The organism is Bacillus cereus group sp. MG4 (assembly GCF_040460055.1).
GTDB classification, from domain to species: Bacteria; Bacillota; Bacilli; order Bacillales; family Bacillaceae_G; genus Bacillus_A; species Bacillus_A wiedmannii.
Genome location: NZ_JARVGZ010000001.1, coordinates 3,665,001 through 3,682,500, shown reverse-complemented (window position 1 = coordinate 3,682,500; position 17,500 = coordinate 3,665,001). Strand labels below are relative to the sequence as shown.

The following is a 17,500-nucleotide window of genomic DNA, read 5'->3' as shown; positions in this document are numbered from 1 at the left end:
GAATCTCGAAGTAATCGCAAGTAACCCATTATAGAAGTCAGTGGTGTACGTAAATCGTGTGATACATTCGTAATAAGCTCATTCTTTTGCTTCTCTAATTTACGTTCCTTTTCTATATTATTCATAAGCTCTTCCGCCATATTATTAATATTCTCAGTTAAGGACGCAATCTCATCTTCACCTTTTTTCTCAATACGGTACGCTAAGTTTCCTTTTTCTATTTCCTTTACACCTTGTGCCATCGCTTCAATTTGCTTCATCTTTCTCTTTGTTATATAGAAGAAAGAGAAAATGAATACGAGTATACCTATGAAAAATGGAAACGGTCCTTCTTGCGTATCATATATTACTTCACCTTCTGGAATCCCACTAACAAACATGTATAAATTCTTATCTTCTATTGTAATAGGCGCAAAGGCTATAAATTCTTTTCTCGTACTTTCAAATTCTTTTCTACCATTCATATAATTAATCGCAAACGATGATGCATTACGAATTGTATTATGCAAATCAATTTGTTCTTCTTGTGCCTGCTTCGTTTTATATAAAACTTTACCACTCTCGTCAGTAACTAATACTTTTAAAGCTCTAGAGTTTTGTTCTAAATTTTGATTCTCTATTTCAATCATACTTGATATAGCTTCTAATTTATTTTCATGAACTGAACTATTTGCCACACTTTGTGCTTGTTGGTTAATTTGTTCCATACCAGTCCGATAATCAATCGTCGCCTCTCGATTCGCATTCTCAAAAAACGGCGCTGCTGCCTTCGCTGACAAAATCCCTAATAACGCACAAGCAGTGAATGCAGTAATAAGTTGAATCCGCACACTCCGTTTCACACTCTTCACTAGCTTTCCGATTAACTCTCGAAATTTCCTAACATAAGTAAATGGATTAAATATCTTTTTCAATCTTATACCCCACTCCCCATACTGTTTTTATATATATTGGCTTCCTTGGATTCTCTTCAATCTTTTCACGCACTTTCCTAATATGGACCATTACAGTGTTATCCGACTGAAAAGACCTTTCGTTCCAAACCTTTTCATAAATTTGTTCCGCGCTAAAGACCATACCCGGATTACGAGCTAGTAATTCTAAAATCGAAAATTCCCTTGGCGTCAGTTTCACTTCCTCTCCATCCACAATGACTTTATGGGTTGAGATGTTTATTTTCATCTCTCCAATTTCTAACTCGTCCTCATTTTGAATAGCAAAACCATTCATCTTCATATAACGACGTAACTGAGATTTAATTCTCGCGATTAACTCTAACGGATTAAATGGTTTCGTTACGTAATCATCTGCACCTGTTGTTAATCCTAAAATTTTATCCATATCTTGCGTTTTCGCAGAAAGCATAATAATTGGCATTTCTTTCGATTCTCTTACTTTCATACACATATGAATACCATCTACCTTTGGCATCATAATATCTAATACGACTAGATGTACTTCATTTTCTTCTAGTAAACGTAATCCTTCTTCTCCGTCTCCTGCTTGCAATACTTTATATCCTTCATTCTTTAAATAGATTGTAATTAGATTTCGAATTTCTTTTTCATCATCTACGACAAGTATTGTTTCGTGTGCCACAATATCTCCCCCATCACTTTTTTAATCCCTAACTTCTATTATAGGAAAACTTCTGAAGAAAAACGCTCGGAAATCCTTAAGATTTTCTGAAGACGCAAAAAAGGTCTAGACTCCCCTTAAGTCTAGACCTTTCAAAAAACCCCTTTTATTTACGAACGTAGATGAAATATAGTATGAATAAAACTCCCATAACATACATAATTGGATGAATCTCTTTACGACGACCACTTACTACCATTGTAATTGGATAGAAGATAAACCCGATTGCAATCCCTGTCGCAATACTATACGTAAGCGGCATTGAAATGATTGTAAAGAATGCTGGTACTGCAATCTCGAATTTCTTCCAATCAATTTCGCCTAAAGATGAAACCATTAAGATTCCTACAATAATTAAAGCTGGTGCCGTTACAGCTGGTGTTACAACACTTAATAATGGCGAGAAGAATAGTGCCAACAAGAAGAATCCTGCTGTTACAACTGCTGTAAATCCAGAACGTCCACCCGCTGCTACCCCAGCAGAAGATTCAATGTAAGACGTTGTTGTTGATGTACCTAAGATCGCACCAATTACAGTTGCAATCGCATCTGCAAATAATGCTTTTCCTGCACGTGGTAATTTATTATTCTTCATTAATCCAGCTTGATTCGCAACCGCTACAAGTGTACCTGCTGTATCAAAGAAATCGATGAAGAAGAACGTTATAATAACAATCACCATTTGAACAGTGAAAATATCTCCGAAGTGCGTTAATGCCACACCGAACGTTGGTTCTAGACTCGGTATTGCTCCCACTACAGCTTTTGGAGTATCAATTAATCCTGTTGCTACTCCTAAGATTGCTGTAAGAATCATCCCGTAGAATACCGCACCATTAACTTTCTTAATCATGAAGATGATTGTCGTAACAACCCCGAAGATTGCTAGTAACGTTGTGCCCTTTGTTAAATCCCCCAATCCAACAAGAACAGCATCATTTTTCACGATAATTCCGGCATTTTGGAATCCAAGGAAAGCAATGAACAATCCGATACCTGCCGCTACTGCAAACTTTAACTCTGATGGAATTGCATTAATGATTTTTTCACGAATACCTGAAGCTGTAAGAATAATAAAGATAATACCTGACATTAACGTTCCAGCAATTGCTGTCTGCCATGGAATACCCATCGTTAACACTGCCGTATAGGCAAAGAACGCGTTAATTCCCATACCGGGCGCCAAAGCAATCGGATACTTCGCGAATATTCCCATAATTAACGAACCAATCGCTGCTGCTAATGCTGTAGCAACGAATACTGCACCCGGATCCATTCCTGTACCTGCTGGTAACCCTTTAACATTCCCAAGTGACAGCGTAGCAGGATTGACAAATAGTACATAAGCCATAGATAAAAATGTCGTTAAACCTGCTATGAACTCTGTTTTATAATTTGTGCCGAGTTCATCAAACTGAAAATAGCGTTTCATCTTACGTTTCCCCCGTTATATGATTACTCGCCGTAATCTCCCTAGCCCTCTTTTATCTATTAAAAATAAAAAAGGCTTCCATTGCATATACATGGAAGCGTTCTATGAATAAAGACAAGTTTCCCCTCATCTTTATCTAAACGCCTCGTAGTCAAGCCATTTACGGTAGCTAGGTAGAAACTTTCGGGCCATATCCCCGATATTATACGACGGCATAATATTCACTTTTCGTTTGAATTACATACTCATATTAACTCGATGAAGTAGTTTTGTCAATTTAAAAACGAACATTTTTATAAACTTTTGTATTTTCGTTCGTATTAAGAGCAAAACACAAAAGATCCATCTACGCATGAGCAATAGATGGATCTTTTTTTATAATACTATTCCCACTCAATAGTTGCTGGTGGCTTACTTGTTATATCATACACGATACGGTTAACGTGTTTTACTTCGTTTACGATACGTACAGAGATTTTCTCTAATACGTCCCAAGGGATACGTGCCCAGTCAGCTGTCATACCGTCGATAGATGTTACTGCGCGGATACCTACTGTGTAATCGTAAGTACGCTCGTCACCCATAACACCTACGCTACGCATACCAGGAAGCGCAGTGAAGTATTGCCAAACTTCACGGTCTAAGCCCGCTTTAATAATTTCTTCACGTAAAATCGCATCAGATTCACGAACGATTTCTAATTTCTCTTCTGTAATTTCACCTAATACACGAATACCAAGACCAGGACCTGGGAATGGTTGACGCCATACGATTTCATCAGGAATTCCTAGTTCAGATCCTAATACACGTACTTCATCTTTAAATAACGTGTTTAAAGGCTCAATTAATTTGAACTGCATGTCTTCTGGAAGACCACCAACGTTATGGTGAGATTTAATTGTTTGTGCAGTTGCTGTACCACTTTCAACGATGTCTGTATAAAGTGTACCTTGCGCTAGGAAGTCCATTCCTTGTAATTTAGAAGCTTCATCATCAAATACGTAAATGAATTCATTACCGATGATTTTACGTTTTTGTTCTGGATCTTCTACACCTTTTAACTTGTTCATGAAGCGTTCTTGTGCATCCACTTTAATAACGTTCATGTGGAAACCTTCGCTGAATGTTTTCATAACGCCTTCTGCTTCACCTTTACGAAGTAAACCGTGGTCAACGAAAATACATGTTAATTGGTCACCGATTGCCTTATGAATTAATACTGCTACAACAGAAGAGTCTACACCGCCGCTAAGTGCGCATAGTACTTTTTTGTCTCCAACAGTTTCACGGATTTTCTCTAATTCTACTTCGATAAAGTTCTCCATGTTCCATCCTTCAGAACAACCACATGCGCCGAATACGAAGTTTTTAATTAAATCGTTACCATGCTCAGAATGACGTACTTCTGGGTGGAATTGTACACCGTATAAGTTTTTGTCTTCATTGCTCATACCAGCAATTGGACAAGACTCACTTGTTGCATCTACTACGAATCCTTCAGGTAAACCAGTTACTAAGTCACCATGGCTCATCCATACAACTTGCTCTTCTGGAAGATTCGCATATAATTTTGATTCGTTCTCTACTTTAAGAACAGCTTTTCCGTACTCACGGTGGTTTGCACGTTCTACTTTACCACCGAAGTGTTGCGTCATAAGCTGCATACCGTAACAAATACCGAAGATCGGTAATCCTAGTTCAAAGATTTTTTCATCACAATGTAATGCACCTTCACCGTATACACTATTTGGTCCACCAGAGAAGATAATCCCTTTTGGATTCATTGCTTTAATTTCTTCTGCAGTAATTGTATGTGGATGAAGTTCACTGTATACACCAAACTCACGAATTCGACGTGCTATTAACTGATTGTACTGACTCCCAAAATCTAAAACGATAATTGTATCATGCTGCTTCTTCAAAATAATCACCCCAACGTTAGTTCTCGTATATAAATATTTTCACCAATTTGGCGAAAAGCATTACTAATATAATAAAAAAAGCCAGTCCTCCGCCTCTAGTCTCATAACAAAGAAAAGGCAGGGGTCTGGCTTTATAAAGAAAGATAGTCTCCGCTCTTTATAAATATAAGACACACTGCCTTCATAGTCAGGTTGTTTACGGTAACCCGGTAGAGACTCTCAAACCTTATCTTTGAGGATATATGAAGGATCGTTTTATATTATCTTCCTAGATTCTAACAATGAAGTATCAATATGGTCAAGAGAGAAAGCGACAAAATTCTACAGAAATTCATTTCCTTTTCTAAAAAACATAAAAAAACATCCATTTCTATATAGAAATGGATGTTTTTCGAGCAAACGGAATTACATCATTCCGCCCATACCGCCCATGCCCATGCCGCCCATGTCAGGCATTGCTGGTGCATTTGGTTCTGGCTTGTCAGCTACTACAGCTTCAGTCGTTAAGAACATAGCTGCAACAGATGCTGCGTTTTGAAGTGCAGAGCGAGTTACTTTAGCTGGATCTACGATACCAGTTTCAAGCATGTTAACCCACTCGCCAGTAGCTGCGTTGAAACCAACGCCTACTTTTTCGCCTTTTAGACGCTCTACAACTACAGATCCTTCTAGACCAGCGTTGATTGCGATTTGACGAACTGGCTCTTCTAGTGCGCGAAGTACGATGTTGATACCTGTTGCTTCGTCGCCTTCAGCTACGATAGAAGCTACTTTCGTGTATACGTTCATAAGTGAAGTACCACCACCTGCAACGATACCTTCTTCTACTGCTGCACGAGTTGAGTTAAGTGCATCTTCAATGCGAAGTTTGCGCTCTTTTAACTCAGTTTCAGTTGCTGCACCTACTTTAATTACTGCTACGCCACCTGCAAGTTTTGCAAGACGCTCTTGTAATTTTTCACGATCGAATTCAGAAGTAGTTTCTTCTAATTGCGCGCGGATTTGACCGATGCGAGCTTCGATTTGTTGTGAATTTCCGATACCTTCAACTACAGTTGTGTTTTCTTTCGTTACAACAACTTTACCAGCGCGTCCTAAAGATTCAATTGTAGCAGATTTTAAATCACGACCTAATTCTTCAGTGATTACTTCGCCACCAGTTAAGATTGCGATATCTTCTAGCATTGCTTTACGACGGTCACCAAATCCAGGAGCTTTAACAGCTACTACATTGAATGTACCACGAAGTTTGTTCACTACTAATGTAGCTAAAGCTTCGCCTTCTACGTCTTCAGCGATGATAAGAAGTGGTTTACCTTGTTGTACCACTTGCTCTAATACTGGTAAGATTTCTTGGATGTTAGAAATCTTCTTATCAGTAATTAAGATGTATGGGTTATCAAGAACTGCTTCCATTTTGTCAGAATCAGTAATCATGTAAGGAGATGCATATCCACGATCAAATTGCATACCTTCTACTACGTCTAATTCTGTTGTAAATCCTTTAGATTCTTCTAAAGTAATAACGCCGTCGTTACCAACGCGCTCCATTGCTTCAGCGATTAATTGACCTACTTCTTCGTCAGCTGCAGAAATAGCAGCTACTTGTGCGATAGAAGATTTACCTTCGATTGGTTTAGAAATCTCTTTTAATTCTGCAATTGCAGCAGTAACAGCTTTTTCGATACCTTTACGAAGACCCATTGGGTTCGCACCAGCTGTTACGTTTTTAAGACCTTCACGAATCATAGCTTGTGCTAATACAGTTGCAGTTGTTGTTCCGTCACCAGCTACATCATTTGTTTTGCTAGCAACTTCTGCTACTAATTTTGCACCCATATTTTCGAATGCATCTTCTAATTCGATTTCTTTTGCGATTGTTACACCGTCATTTGTAATAAGTGGTGAACCAAATTTTTTCTCAAGTACAACGTTACGACCTTTTGGTCCAAGCGTTACTTTTACTGCGTTTGCAAGAGTGTCGACACCGCGAAGCATCGAACGACGTGCTTCTTCACTAAATTTAATATCTTTTGCCATAATAATTGACCCCCTTGAATTTTTTAAGATTTATATAATTAACCGATAACTGCTAAAATGTCACTTTCACGTAAAATCAAGTAGTCAGCACCTTCGTATTTTACTTCAGTACCTGCATATTTTGAGAAGATGATAAGATCACCTGCTGCTACCTCTAAAGCAACACGCTCACCATTTTCAAGCACTCGACCAGTACCTACTGCAATAACTTTACCCTCTTGTGGTTTTTCTTTTGCAGTGTCTGGTAATACAATACCACTTGCTGTTTTTTCTTCTGCTTGAACAAGCTCAATTACAACGCGATCACCTAATGGCTTTAGCATGAACAATAACCTCCTCATTTTGTTATGTAAATTTTATTTATTAGCACTCAAGTCACTCGAGTGCTAACACACTTATAATAATAAATAATCTCAATTTCTTTTGCAAGTAAAAAAATCATAATTTTTTCGCAAATTAAGCTATACACTTTTCTATATAGAGTCCCTCTTCTTCTACCTTTACTATATGAATCGTTGTTTCCACTAATCGTATGTTACAATATGAAAGGACACCCTAAATTGTTTTCGCTATACACACAACTTTCTCCTGTCTTCTATTATAATTTCAAATAAGGATTTACGAAAAAAACATAATTTAAGCGAGGTTTATATCGTAGGTAGCATATTTACATGTTATCCTACCTTATCTCATACACTAGAGTTAGAAAGGATGGTTAAACCATTTGAAAAAACAATATTGGTGGGTTATCGTTACATACATTTTAATGCAGTTATCATCCATTGCTGGATTACCACTTCTTCTGAAAACTGGACTTTATGATAACAGGGGATTTACTAGAGAAGAGAAATTTCAACTCATAACTGGCCACTGGGCAATCATTAGCTTCTTTATTGCATTATGTATCGTACTTTGGTTACTTAGAACAGATATTCGTGACAGACGTTTAGATACAATGCGCTCTACTGTTCCAGCTACGATTGGTTGGATTTTTATCGGGTTCTTCCTAGCATTTTTCTCACAAAGTATTGCCGGTATGATAGAAATGCGTGTATTAGGAATTAAACCTGGATCAGAAAATACAGCAAGACTTATGGATATCGCAAAAACGACACCTTGGTTCCTTATCGTTATCTCTATAATAGGACCTATTTTGGAAGAAATCGTATTTAGAAAAATTTTATTTGGTACACTTTATAAGAAGTTTAACTTCTTTATTGCTGCTATCATTAGTTCTCTTGTATTCGCAGCAATTCATTTTGATTTCACTCACTTATTGGTATACACTTCTATGGGACTCGTATTCGCCTTTTTATATGTAAAAACGAAGCGTATTATCGTCCCTATCGCAGCTCATGTTGCAATGAATACATTAGTTGCAGTTGCTCAAGTTTTAATGAGCAATGAACAAATTCAAGAAATGATTAAAGAAGCTGAAAAAATGCAAGGCTTTATCGGAGGATTTTTAGTATGAGGAACTCACCATTGTTCATGGCTGCATTGTACTTCCTTCTAGGATGTATCTTTACACGCTTCGCCATTACGAACGTAACAGATACAATCTGGAATATGTGGACAATACTATTTTCAGTTATGGCAACAATTGATTTTAATTTGGCACTTCGCCTTATCTTAGTTAAATTCACAAAGAAAAAACAATAATAAAACGCAGAGGTCGCTTCCTCTGCGTTTTATTGTGGATAATTCTTTAAAAAGTAAACAAGTGTTTGTAACTCTACCGCTAAATCAATATGGTGAATTCTTATATTATCTGACACATTTAAGCGCGCTGGTGTGAAATTTAAAATACCATGCACGTTCGTTTCTGCCAATCTATCTGCTACAGATTGTGCTACTGTAGCGGGTACTGTTAATATTGCCACTTGTATATCAGTTGATAAACGTTCTTCTAATTCATCTAAATGATATACAGGAATGCCCCCGATTTCTGTCCCGACTTTCTCTTCACTAACATCAAACGCCATTTCAATTTTTGTATTATTGTTTTTCGTGAAATTATAATGTAAGAAAGCGGTCCCTAAATTACCTACTCCAATAAGTGCTACACGTGTTATATCATCTTGGTCGAGTGTTTCACGGAAAAATGATAATAAATAATTTACGTTATATCCATAACCTTTTTTCCCTAACGCTCCAAAATATGAAAAATCTCTTCGAATCGTTGCGGAATCAACTTTTACCGCTTCGCTCAATTCGGCTGATGAAACACGTTGCTTACCAGAAAGAGATAAGTTTTGGATAAATCGATAGTATAGAGGCAATCGTTTGGCAGTGGCCTGTGGAATTTTTTGCTGCTCCATATAACCTCTCCTCTCTTCCTATCTTTATTCATATACTTGAATCAAATACAGAAGTTTAGCACTCATGAATTTCCCTGTATAATAAAGAGAAGAAGTATTCTCTCTTTATTTTAAACTATACACTATTTTTAGTATGATTGAGAAATATAAACATGGCAAAGTTAAGAAATTATTTGAGGTGAAAACATTGATTTTATTACAAGTAAACGCGCTTACGAAATTATACGGTGCAGAAACGATTCTTGCAAACATAAAATTGGAAGTTCAAACGAAAGATCGTATCGCATTAGTCGGACGAAATGGGGCCGGAAAATCTACATTATTAAAAATAATAGCTGGTGAGCTATCCCATGATGGTGGCGAAATTATAAAACCAAAAGATGTCTCAATCGGATATTTAGCTCAAAATACCGGGTTAGAAACGTCTTTAACAATTTGGGATGAAATGTTAACCGTCTTTACACACTTGCAGCAAATGGAGACAAAACTTCGAAGGCTAGAGCAAGAGATGGGAAAAGAAGAAAACTTTTCAAACGAGGCTACATATGAAAGGTTATTAGCTGATTATGACCAATTGCAATTAGATTATAAAGATCAAGGTGGATATCAATATGAAGCAGATATTCGCTCGATTTTAAGTGGTCTTGGCTTCCCAGTTGAAACGCACCAGACGACGATTTCTACATTAAGCGGTGGACAAAAAACACGATTAGCTCTCGGTAAATTATTATTAACGAAACCAGACCTACTTATTTTGGACGAGCCTACAAACCATTTAGACATCGAAACATTAACATGGCTTGAACAATATTTACAAGGCTATCCTGGCGCAATACTAATCGTTTCCCATGACCGTTATTTCTTGGATAAACTCGTTACACAAGTATATGAAATTTCGAATAAAGAAAGCAGACGATTTGTTGGTAACTACAGTAAATATTTAGACTTAAAATCAGCATTATACGAGCAAGACATGAAACGTTATGAAAAACAACAAGATGAAATCGCTAAGCTTGAGGATTTCGTTCAAAAAAATATAGCGCGCGCATCTACTACAAAACGTGCTCAAAGCCGTCGTAAACAATTAGATAGAATGGAATTATTGACTAGACCATTAGGTGATTCTAAGTCAGCATCCTTCCACTTCGATATCGAAAAACAAAGTGGAAATGATGTTTTACAAGTAAAGGATGCAACTATCGGCTATGATGATGATCCGATTATTGAACATGTAACTATGCGCTTAACTCGCGGGGATAGCGTTGCTTTAGTTGGTCCAAACGGAATTGGGAAATCCACATTATTAAAATCACTTGTGAATAAGTTACCACTATTAAATGGTGATGTTTCTTTCGGATCCAATGTATCTGTTGGTTATTATGATCAAGAACAAGCAAACTTAACATCTTCTAAGCGAGTTTTAAATGAGTTATGGGATGAATATCCATTGCAATCCGAAAAAGAAATTCGCACGATATTAGGTAACTTCTTATTCACAGGGGATGATGTACTAAAACCAGTATCTTCTCTTAGTGGTGGACAAAAAGCTCGATTAGCTCTTGCAAAACTTATGATGCAAAAATCAAATTTATTAATTCTCGATGAACCTACGAACCATCTTGATTTAAATAGTAAAGAAATTTTGGAGAATGCTTTAATTGATTATCCAGGCACCCTTCTATTTGTTTCACATGACCGCTACTTTATTAATCGTGTAACGACGACCGTTGTTGAGTTGTCAACAGAAGGTGCACAAGAGTATTTAGGCGATTACGATTACTATGTGGAGAAGAAAAATGAAATGATTGAACGTGCAGCATTTGAACAACAAGAACAGCAAGAAAACCAAGCACCTGTTCAAAAAACTGTAGCTCAAGAGAAATTAAATTATCTCGAAGAAAAAGAGCGTAAACAATTAGAACGTCAACGCACTCGAAAAATTGAGGAACTAGAACAAAATATTGTAGAATTTGAAGAAGAAATTGCTACGTTAGAAGATCAACTTTGCTTACCAGAAATATACGCAGATTATGAAAAGGCTAGTGAAATTACAACGAAAAAACAAACACTACAAGAGCAACTTGATGCTTGTATGGCAGAATGGGAAGAATTACATTTATAAGAGTATGAATAAGAAGGATGTCTCATAAGTCGGGATTTTTGACTATGCGACATCCTTTTTATCTTCTAGCTGGGGTATAAACGATTCGACACGACATACCGATTTACCGACAAAGTTTGACAATGTTAGTTCGCCCCTATAATAAGGGCACATTCCAAAATGTTTTTTAGAGATATCTTCTTGCGATTTATTTCCCAAAAAAGAATACATTCAAAGGTCAGACTTCATCTACTTTATCCACAGGTTTATACACATATCCACCTTTATAAAATAAACTCCAAAATAACTTTTCCACATTATCCACAATTCACAAAAAAATTATCCACATTTTATATACACAATAAAACCCACATTATCAACAGATAATATGGGTTTTATCCACAAGCTGTGGTTAATTTTGTGCATAACTATTCTTCAATATCTAATCCTGGATTTGCATTTAAAGCTAATGTAGCACGTTTTCCTTGTTCATATGCAATTGTACCTGCGGCTGCAATCATCGCTGCATTATCGGTACATAAAGATAGTGGAGGAATAATTAGCTCGATATTTTCTTTTGTCGCAAATTCCGCTTCCAAACGTGCGCGAAGTCCTTTATTCGCAGCTACTCCACCAGCAAGAAGCAGTTGCTTTACGTTATACGCTTCTGCTGCACGAGATGCTTTCGTTACAAGCACATCTATTACACTCGCTTGGAAACTTGCTGCTAAATCTTCCGGTGCAATTTCTATCCCGCGTTGTTTCGCGTTATGCACAGTGTTGATAACTGCTGATTTCAATCCACTGAAACTGAAATCATACGAATCAGGTTCTAGCCATGCACGAGGCAAATCGATTGTCGGTTCTCCTTCATGTGCAAGGCGATCAATGTGAGGACCACCTGGATATGGCATGGATAACGTTCGAGCTACTTTATCATATGCCTCTCCAGCTGCATCATCTCTTGTTTCACCAATCACTTCGAATGAACCATGTTCTTTCATATAAACAAGCTCCGTATGTCCACCAGATACAACAAGTGATATTAGTGGGAATTGAACTTCTTTTACTAAACGGTTCGCATAAATGTGCCCAGCGATATGATGAACACCCACTAGAGGAATATCATGTGCAAAAGCCACTGCTTTCGCTGCATTTACCCCTATTAAAAGCGCTCCTACTAACCCAGGTCCTTCTGTTACAGCAATTGCATCAATATCATCAAATGTAATATTTGCTTCTTTTAAAGCTTCTTCTAACACAACTGTAATTTCTTCTACATGATGACGGGATGCAATCTCTGGTACAACTCCACCAAAACGTTTATGACTTTCAATTTGTGATGCAACGACATTCGCAATAATTTCCGTTCCATTTTTAACAACTGCTACTGCTGTTTCATCACAACTTGTTTCAATACCAAGTATAATTGTATTTTTTTCCATTATATATTCACCCACATTACGAGACCATCTTCCTGATTGTCTGCATAGTATCGTTTACGAATTCCACCATTTTGAAATCCGTATTTTCTGTATAACTGTTTTGCTACTTCATTTGATACACGTACTTCAAGTGTCATTGTTTTTACCCCTAAATCTTTCGCTTCGGAAATAACTTCTTTCAATAAAGCATCCCCTAGCTTTTGACCTCTGTATTCTGGCAAAATAGCTACATTTGTTATATGTGATTCATCAATAATTATCCACAATCCACAATATCCAATTACACGACCATCTTTTTCTAGCACAACATAATGTGCATGTTCATTCGTCGTTAACTCACGGTGAAAGGCATCTGCAGTCCAAGGAGTTGAAAAAGACGCTTCTTCAATAGCTACAATTTGAGCGATATCATCGAGTTCCATCTTTCTAAATATCATATCCATCTTCTGCAAGCTCCTACTTGTTTTGACTTTCTAACCACTTTGTTTCAGCTTCAGCTAAACGAAGATAACTAGGAACAAATGAATGTACATCTTGTTCTTCTTTTTGTAACCCTAAGAAAGCTAACTCACTTGGTCTTGGGTTATTTTTAGTGAAGGGAGCAAATACAGCTTGGCCGCCTAAATGTTCGATAATCGTCTCTTTGTGCAGTTTAACATCGTTACCAATAAATAAAACAGGCTTTCCTGTATCTTTTAACATTTGCAACCAGTCTACAATAAGGATGATTCGGTCTTCTTCTATAGAAGTTAAATGCTCTCCTTCATATGTATATAACCCAGTATAAATTTGTCCGCGTCTTCCATCAAATAAAGGACAGATTAATCCATCAAAATTAGCACCGTTTGCAGCCACTACTTCTAAACTTGATACACCTACAATTGGTATTTGAAGTGACCAAGCTAATGTTTTTGCAGCTGTCACACCTATGCGAACACCTGTATATGATCCAGGTCCAGCAGCTACAACGATTTTAGTTAATTCTTTCGGTTTTACACCACATTCTTTTAATAATTTCTCTACAGCTGGCATAAGACGTACAGAATGGTTTTTTGTTAAGTTTGTAATGATTTCACCAATTACGTTTCCTTCCTCAATAAGGGATACACCCATTACGTAATTTGAAGTGTCAATTGCTAGTACTTTCATCTTGTAATAGCTCCTCACATAATCTAATATATCGATCTCCAATTGGCTCGAGTACAATTTTCCTTGTATCATCTCCAGCATGGAATAAACTAATTTGTAACTTCTCATTTGGTAAAAATGCTTCTATTAAATGAGCCCATTCTACTACGGTAATTCCTTCACCGTAGAAATACTCATCAAAACCTAAGTCCTCTTCACTTTCTGCTAAGCGATACACGTCCATATGATATAGCGGCAATCTCCCTTTATATTCTTTAATAATATTAAAGGTAGGACTATTTACAACTCTTTTCACTCCAAGACCTTTTGCTAGTCCTTTTGTAAAAGTTGTCTTACCAGCCCCTAGATCTCCTTCTAAAATAATTACATCTTGTGCCCCAACAAGTCCACCTAGTTTTTCTGATAATTTTTGTGTTTCCTCAGAAGAGTTTGTTGTTATTTCATATTTACTCACAGACTTCACCTACTTTACTCACAATGTTCTCTGCTCTTTATTATACAGGTTTTGAATATATAAAAAAGTCCTTAGGAGTTTTCCTAAGGATAGTTTGACTGTCTTTATTAGTTTTTTGTTAAAACAAATAAAAAAATACGAAACAACATGTTTCGTTCTTTTCTTTATATAAAATGGCGGTCCCGACCGGGGTCGAACCGGCGATCTCCTGCGTGACAGGCAGGCATGTTAACCACTACACCACGGGACCATTTGGTTGCGGGGACAGGATTTGAACCTGCGACCTTCGGGTTATGAGCCCGACGAGCTACCGTGCTGCTCCACCCCGCGATGATATAAATAGCCTGGCAACGTCCTACTCTCACAGGGACAAGGTCCCAACTACCATCGGCGCTAGAGAGCTTAACTTCCGTGTTCGGTATGGGAACGGGTGTGACCTCTCTGCCATCATTACCAGACTGTATTCATTTAAGACAAGAATCATCATAACTTATTTAACTTTTAAAGTCAACAAGTTTTTTATATTCTTTCAAAACTAGATAACATTGCTTCATATTATATGGTTAAGTCCTCGATCTATTAGTATTCGTCAGCTCCACATGTCACCATGCTTCCACCTCGAACCTATCAACCTGATCATCTTTCAGGGATCTTACTAGCTTACGCTATGGGAAATCTCATCTTGAGGGGGGCTTCATGCTTAGATGCTTTCAGCACTTATCCCTTCCGCACATAGCTACCCAGCTATGCCCTTGGCAGAACAACTGGTACACCAGCGGTGCGTCCATCCCGGTCCTCTCGTACTAAGGACAGCTCCTCTCAAATTTCCTACGCCCACGACGGATAGGGACCGAACTGTCTCACGACGTTCTGAACCCAGCTCGCGTACCGCTTTAATGGGCGAACAGCCCAACCCTTGGGACCGACTACAGCCCCAGGATGCGATGAGCCGACATCGAGGTGCCAAACCTCCCCGTCGATGTGGACTCTTGGGGGAGATAAGCCTGTTATCCCCGGGGTAGCTTTTATCCGTTGAGCGATGGCCCTTCCATGCGGAACCACCGGATCACTAAGCCCGACTTTCGTCCCTGCTCGACTTGTAGGTCTCGCAGTCAAGCTCCCTTATGCCTTTGCACTCTACGAATGATTTCCAACCATTCTGAGGGAACCTTTGGGCGCCTCCGTTACACTTTAGGAGGCGACCGCCCCAGTCAAACTGCCCACCTGACACTGTCTCCCGGGTCGATAAGACCCGTAGGTTAGAATTTCAATACAGTCAGGGCGGTATCCCACCAGCGCCTCCACCGAAGCTAGCGCTCCGGTTTCAATGGCTCCCGCCTATCCTGTACAAACTGTACCAAAATTCAATATCAGGCTACAGTAAAGCTCCACGGGGTCTTTCCGTCCTGTCGCGGGTAACCTGCATCTTCACAGGTACTATAATTTCACCGAGTCTCTGGTTGAGACAGTGCCCAAATCGTTACACCTTTCGTGCGGGTCGGAACTTACCCGACAAGGAATTTCGCTACCTTAGGACCGTTATAGTTACGGCCGCCGTTTACTGGGGCTTCAGTTCAGAGCTTCGCTTACGCTAACCCCTCTCCTTAACCTTCCAGCACCGGGCAGGTGTCAGCCCCTATACTTCGCCTTACGGCTTCGCAGAGACCTGTGTTTTTGCTAAACAGTCGCTTGGGCCTATTCACTGCGGCTTTCCGTTAAGAAAGCACCCCTTCTCCCGAAGTTACGGGGTCATTTTGCCGAGTTCCTTAACCAGAGTTCTCTCGCACACCTTAGGATTCTCTCCTCGCCTACCTGTGTCGGTTTGCGGTACAGGCACCTTTTATCTCGCTAGAAGCTTTTCTTGGCAGCGGGGAATCAAAGACTTCGCTCCATAAGGAGCTTCCCCATCACAGCTCAGCCTTCACGATAAGCGGATTTGCCTACTTATCAGCCTAACTGCTTGGACGTGCACAACCAATCGCACGCTTCTTCTATCCTTCTGCGTCCCTCCATTGCTCAAACGATAAAGAGGTGGTACAGGAATATCAACCTGTTGTCCATCGCCTACGCCTGTCGGCCTCGGCTTAGGTCCTGACTAACCCTGAGCGGACGAGCCTTCCTCAGGAAACCTTAGGCATTCGGTGGACGGGATTCTCACCCGTCTTTCGCTACTCATACCGGCATTCTCACTTCTAAGCGCTCCACCAGTCCTTCCGGTCTGACTTCACTGCACTTAGAACGCTCCCCTACCACTGATACCATTGGTATCAATTCGCAGCTTCGGTGGTGTATTTAGCCCCGGTACATTTTCGGCGCAGAGTCACTCGACTAGTGAGCTATTACGCACTCTTTAAATGGTGGCTGCTTCTAAGCCAACATCCTAGTTGTCTAAGCAACTCCACATCCTTTTCCACTTAATACACACTTTGGGACCTTAGCTGGCGATCTGGGCTGTTTCCCTCTTGACTACGGATCTTATCACTCGCAGTCTGACTCCTAAGGATAAGTCATTGGCATTCGGAGTTTGACTGAATTCGGTAATCCGATGAGGACCCCTAGTTCAATCAGTGCTCTACCTCCAAGACTCTTACACTTAAGGCTAGCCCTAAAGCTATTTCGGGGAGAACCAGCTATCTCCAGGTTCGATTGGAATTTCTCCGCTACCCACACCTCATCCCCGCACTTTTCAACGTGCGTGGGTTCGGGCCTCCATTCAGTGTTACCTGAACTTCACCCTGGACATGGGTAGATCACCTGGTTTCGGGTCTACGACCACGTACTAAACGCCCTATTCAGACTCGCTTTCGCTGCGGCTCCGCCTCTTCAGCTTAACCTCGCACGGGATCGTAACTCGCCGGTTCATTCTACAAAAGGCACGCCATCACCCATTAACGGGCTCTGACTATTTGTAGGCACACGGTTTCAGGATCTCTTTCACTCCCCTTCCGGGGTGCTTTTCACCTTTCCCTCACGGTACTGGTTCACTATCGATCACTAG

The 17,500-nt window shown here is 39.3% G+C and carries 14 protein-coding genes, 2 tRNA genes, 2 rRNA genes and 2 riboswitches (2 of these 20 only partly in view); of the genes, 3 read left to right on the top strand and 15 right to left on the bottom strand.

The window, feature by feature from the left end; genetic code table 11:
* The 6 genes from QCI41_RS19485 to groES all read right to left on the bottom strand — a co-directional run.
* Positions 1–914: the 5' portion of a sensor histidine kinase gene (locus QCI41_RS19485; RefSeq protein WP_353836897.1), read on the bottom strand. 592 nt of this gene lie to the left of the window's left edge; the window shows 914 of its 1,506 coding nt (coding positions 1–914); it begins with the start codon at positions 912–914; its stop codon lies off the left edge, out of view.
* Positions 898–1,599 carry a response regulator transcription factor gene (locus QCI41_RS19480; RefSeq protein WP_000929889.1) on the bottom strand — a complete coding sequence of 234 codons (702 nt, stop codon included), beginning with the start codon at positions 1,597–1,599 and terminating at the stop codon, positions 898–900. Before QCI41_RS19480 ends, QCI41_RS19485 begins: the two co-directional genes overlap by 17 nt.
* Before the next feature lie 145 nt (positions 1,600–1,744).
* Positions 1,745–3,070: an NCS2 family permease gene (locus QCI41_RS19475; protein ID WP_353836898.1), complete on the bottom strand. Its 1,326-nt coding sequence runs from the start codon at positions 3,068–3,070 to the stop codon at positions 1,745–1,747.
* Positions 3,071–3,198: 128 nt separating this feature from the next.
* A riboswitch (purine riboswitch) is annotated at positions 3,199–3,300 on the bottom strand.
* Positions 3,301–3,453: 153 nt separating this feature from the next.
* Complete coding sequence (gene guaA, locus QCI41_RS19470) at positions 3,454–4,992, bottom strand: glutamine-hydrolyzing GMP synthase (protein WP_000743912.1); 1,539 nt, start codon at positions 4,990–4,992, stop codon at positions 3,454–3,456.
* Between the two features lie 164 nt (positions 4,993–5,156).
* Positions 5,157–5,258: riboswitch (purine riboswitch) on the bottom strand.
* 139 nt (positions 5,259–5,397) lie between these two features.
* Positions 5,398–7,032: a chaperonin GroEL gene (groL, locus tag QCI41_RS19465; RefSeq protein WP_001029984.1), complete on the bottom strand. Its 1,635-nt coding sequence runs from the start codon at positions 7,030–7,032 to the stop codon at positions 5,398–5,400.
* 38 nt (positions 7,033–7,070) lie between these two features.
* Complete coding sequence (gene groES, locus QCI41_RS19460) at positions 7,071–7,355, bottom strand: co-chaperone GroES (RefSeq protein ID WP_046960187.1); 285 nt, start codon at positions 7,353–7,355, stop codon at positions 7,071–7,073.
* A 401-nt stretch (positions 7,356–7,756) separates the two neighbouring features.
* Here groES and QCI41_RS19455 point away from each other — a divergent pair, with 401 nt between their 5' ends.
* Together QCI41_RS19455 and QCI41_RS19450 are read left to right on the top strand one after the other, a co-directional pair.
* The gene (locus QCI41_RS19455) at positions 7,757–8,506 is read left to right on the top strand and encodes a CPBP family intramembrane glutamic endopeptidase (RefSeq protein ID WP_087981823.1); all 750 of its coding nucleotides are present in this window, start codon (positions 7,757–7,759) and stop codon (positions 8,504–8,506) included.
* Positions 8,503–8,694, top strand: coding sequence for a YdiK family protein (locus QCI41_RS19450; RefSeq protein ID WP_075396321.1), 192 nt, complete (start codon positions 8,503–8,505; stop codon positions 8,692–8,694). The genes QCI41_RS19455 and QCI41_RS19450 overlap by 4 nt, the downstream gene beginning before the upstream one ends.
* Positions 8,695–8,723: 29 nt before the next feature.
* On the opposite strand, the gene QCI41_RS19445 is transcribed toward QCI41_RS19450, so the two are convergent.
* Positions 8,724–9,353: a redox-sensing transcriptional repressor Rex gene (locus QCI41_RS19445; protein WP_000437704.1), complete on the bottom strand. Its 630-nt coding sequence runs from the start codon at positions 9,351–9,353 to the stop codon at positions 8,724–8,726.
* A gap of 187 nt (positions 9,354–9,540) precedes the next feature.
* On the opposite strand from QCI41_RS19445, the gene QCI41_RS19440 reads away from it, so the two are divergent.
* Positions 9,541–11,475: an ABC-F family ATP-binding cassette domain-containing protein gene (locus tag QCI41_RS19440; protein ID WP_353836899.1), complete on the top strand. Its 1,935-nt coding sequence runs from the start codon at positions 9,541–9,543 to the stop codon at positions 11,473–11,475.
* Positions 11,476–11,882: 407 nt separating this feature from the next.
* Here QCI41_RS19440 and tsaD read toward each other — a convergent pair whose 3' ends face one another.
* The 8 genes from tsaD to QCI41_RS19400 form a co-directional block, all read right to left on the bottom strand.
* Complete coding sequence (gene tsaD, locus QCI41_RS19435) at positions 11,883–12,899, bottom strand: tRNA (adenosine(37)-N6)-threonylcarbamoyltransferase complex transferase subunit TsaD (RefSeq protein WP_060486366.1); 1,017 nt, start codon at positions 12,897–12,899, stop codon at positions 11,883–11,885.
* Complete coding sequence (gene rimI / locus QCI41_RS19430; protein WP_000367200.1) at positions 12,899–13,342, bottom strand: ribosomal protein S18-alanine N-acetyltransferase; 444 nt, start codon at positions 13,340–13,342, stop codon at positions 12,899–12,901. The genes tsaD and rimI overlap by 1 nt, the downstream gene beginning before the upstream one ends.
* 13 nt (positions 13,343–13,355) lie before the next feature.
* Entirely contained in the window at positions 13,356–14,048 is a 693-nt protein-coding gene (gene tsaB, locus QCI41_RS19425; protein WP_000865748.1) for a tRNA (adenosine(37)-N6)-threonylcarbamoyltransferase complex dimerization subunit type 1 TsaB, read from the bottom strand.
* Positions 14,029–14,502, bottom strand: a complete 474-nt coding sequence (tsaE, locus tag QCI41_RS19420; protein ID WP_353836900.1) for a tRNA (adenosine(37)-N6)-threonylcarbamoyltransferase complex ATPase subunit type 1 TsaE — start codon at positions 14,500–14,502, stop codon at positions 14,029–14,031. The genes tsaB and tsaE overlap by 20 nt, the downstream gene beginning before the upstream one ends.
* A 174-nt stretch (positions 14,503–14,676) precedes the next feature.
* Positions 14,677–14,752: transfer RNA gene (locus tag QCI41_RS19415), tRNA-Asp, on the bottom strand.
* Between the two features lie 3 nt (positions 14,753–14,755).
* Positions 14,756–14,832, bottom strand: a tRNA-Met gene (locus tag QCI41_RS19410).
* Between the two features lie 12 nt (positions 14,833–14,844).
* Positions 14,845–14,960: ribosomal RNA gene (gene rrf / locus QCI41_RS19405) — 5S ribosomal RNA — on the bottom strand.
* Between the two features lie 101 nt (positions 14,961–15,061).
* Positions 15,062–17,500: ribosomal RNA gene (locus QCI41_RS19400) — 23S ribosomal RNA — on the bottom strand; it runs 483 nt beyond the window's last position.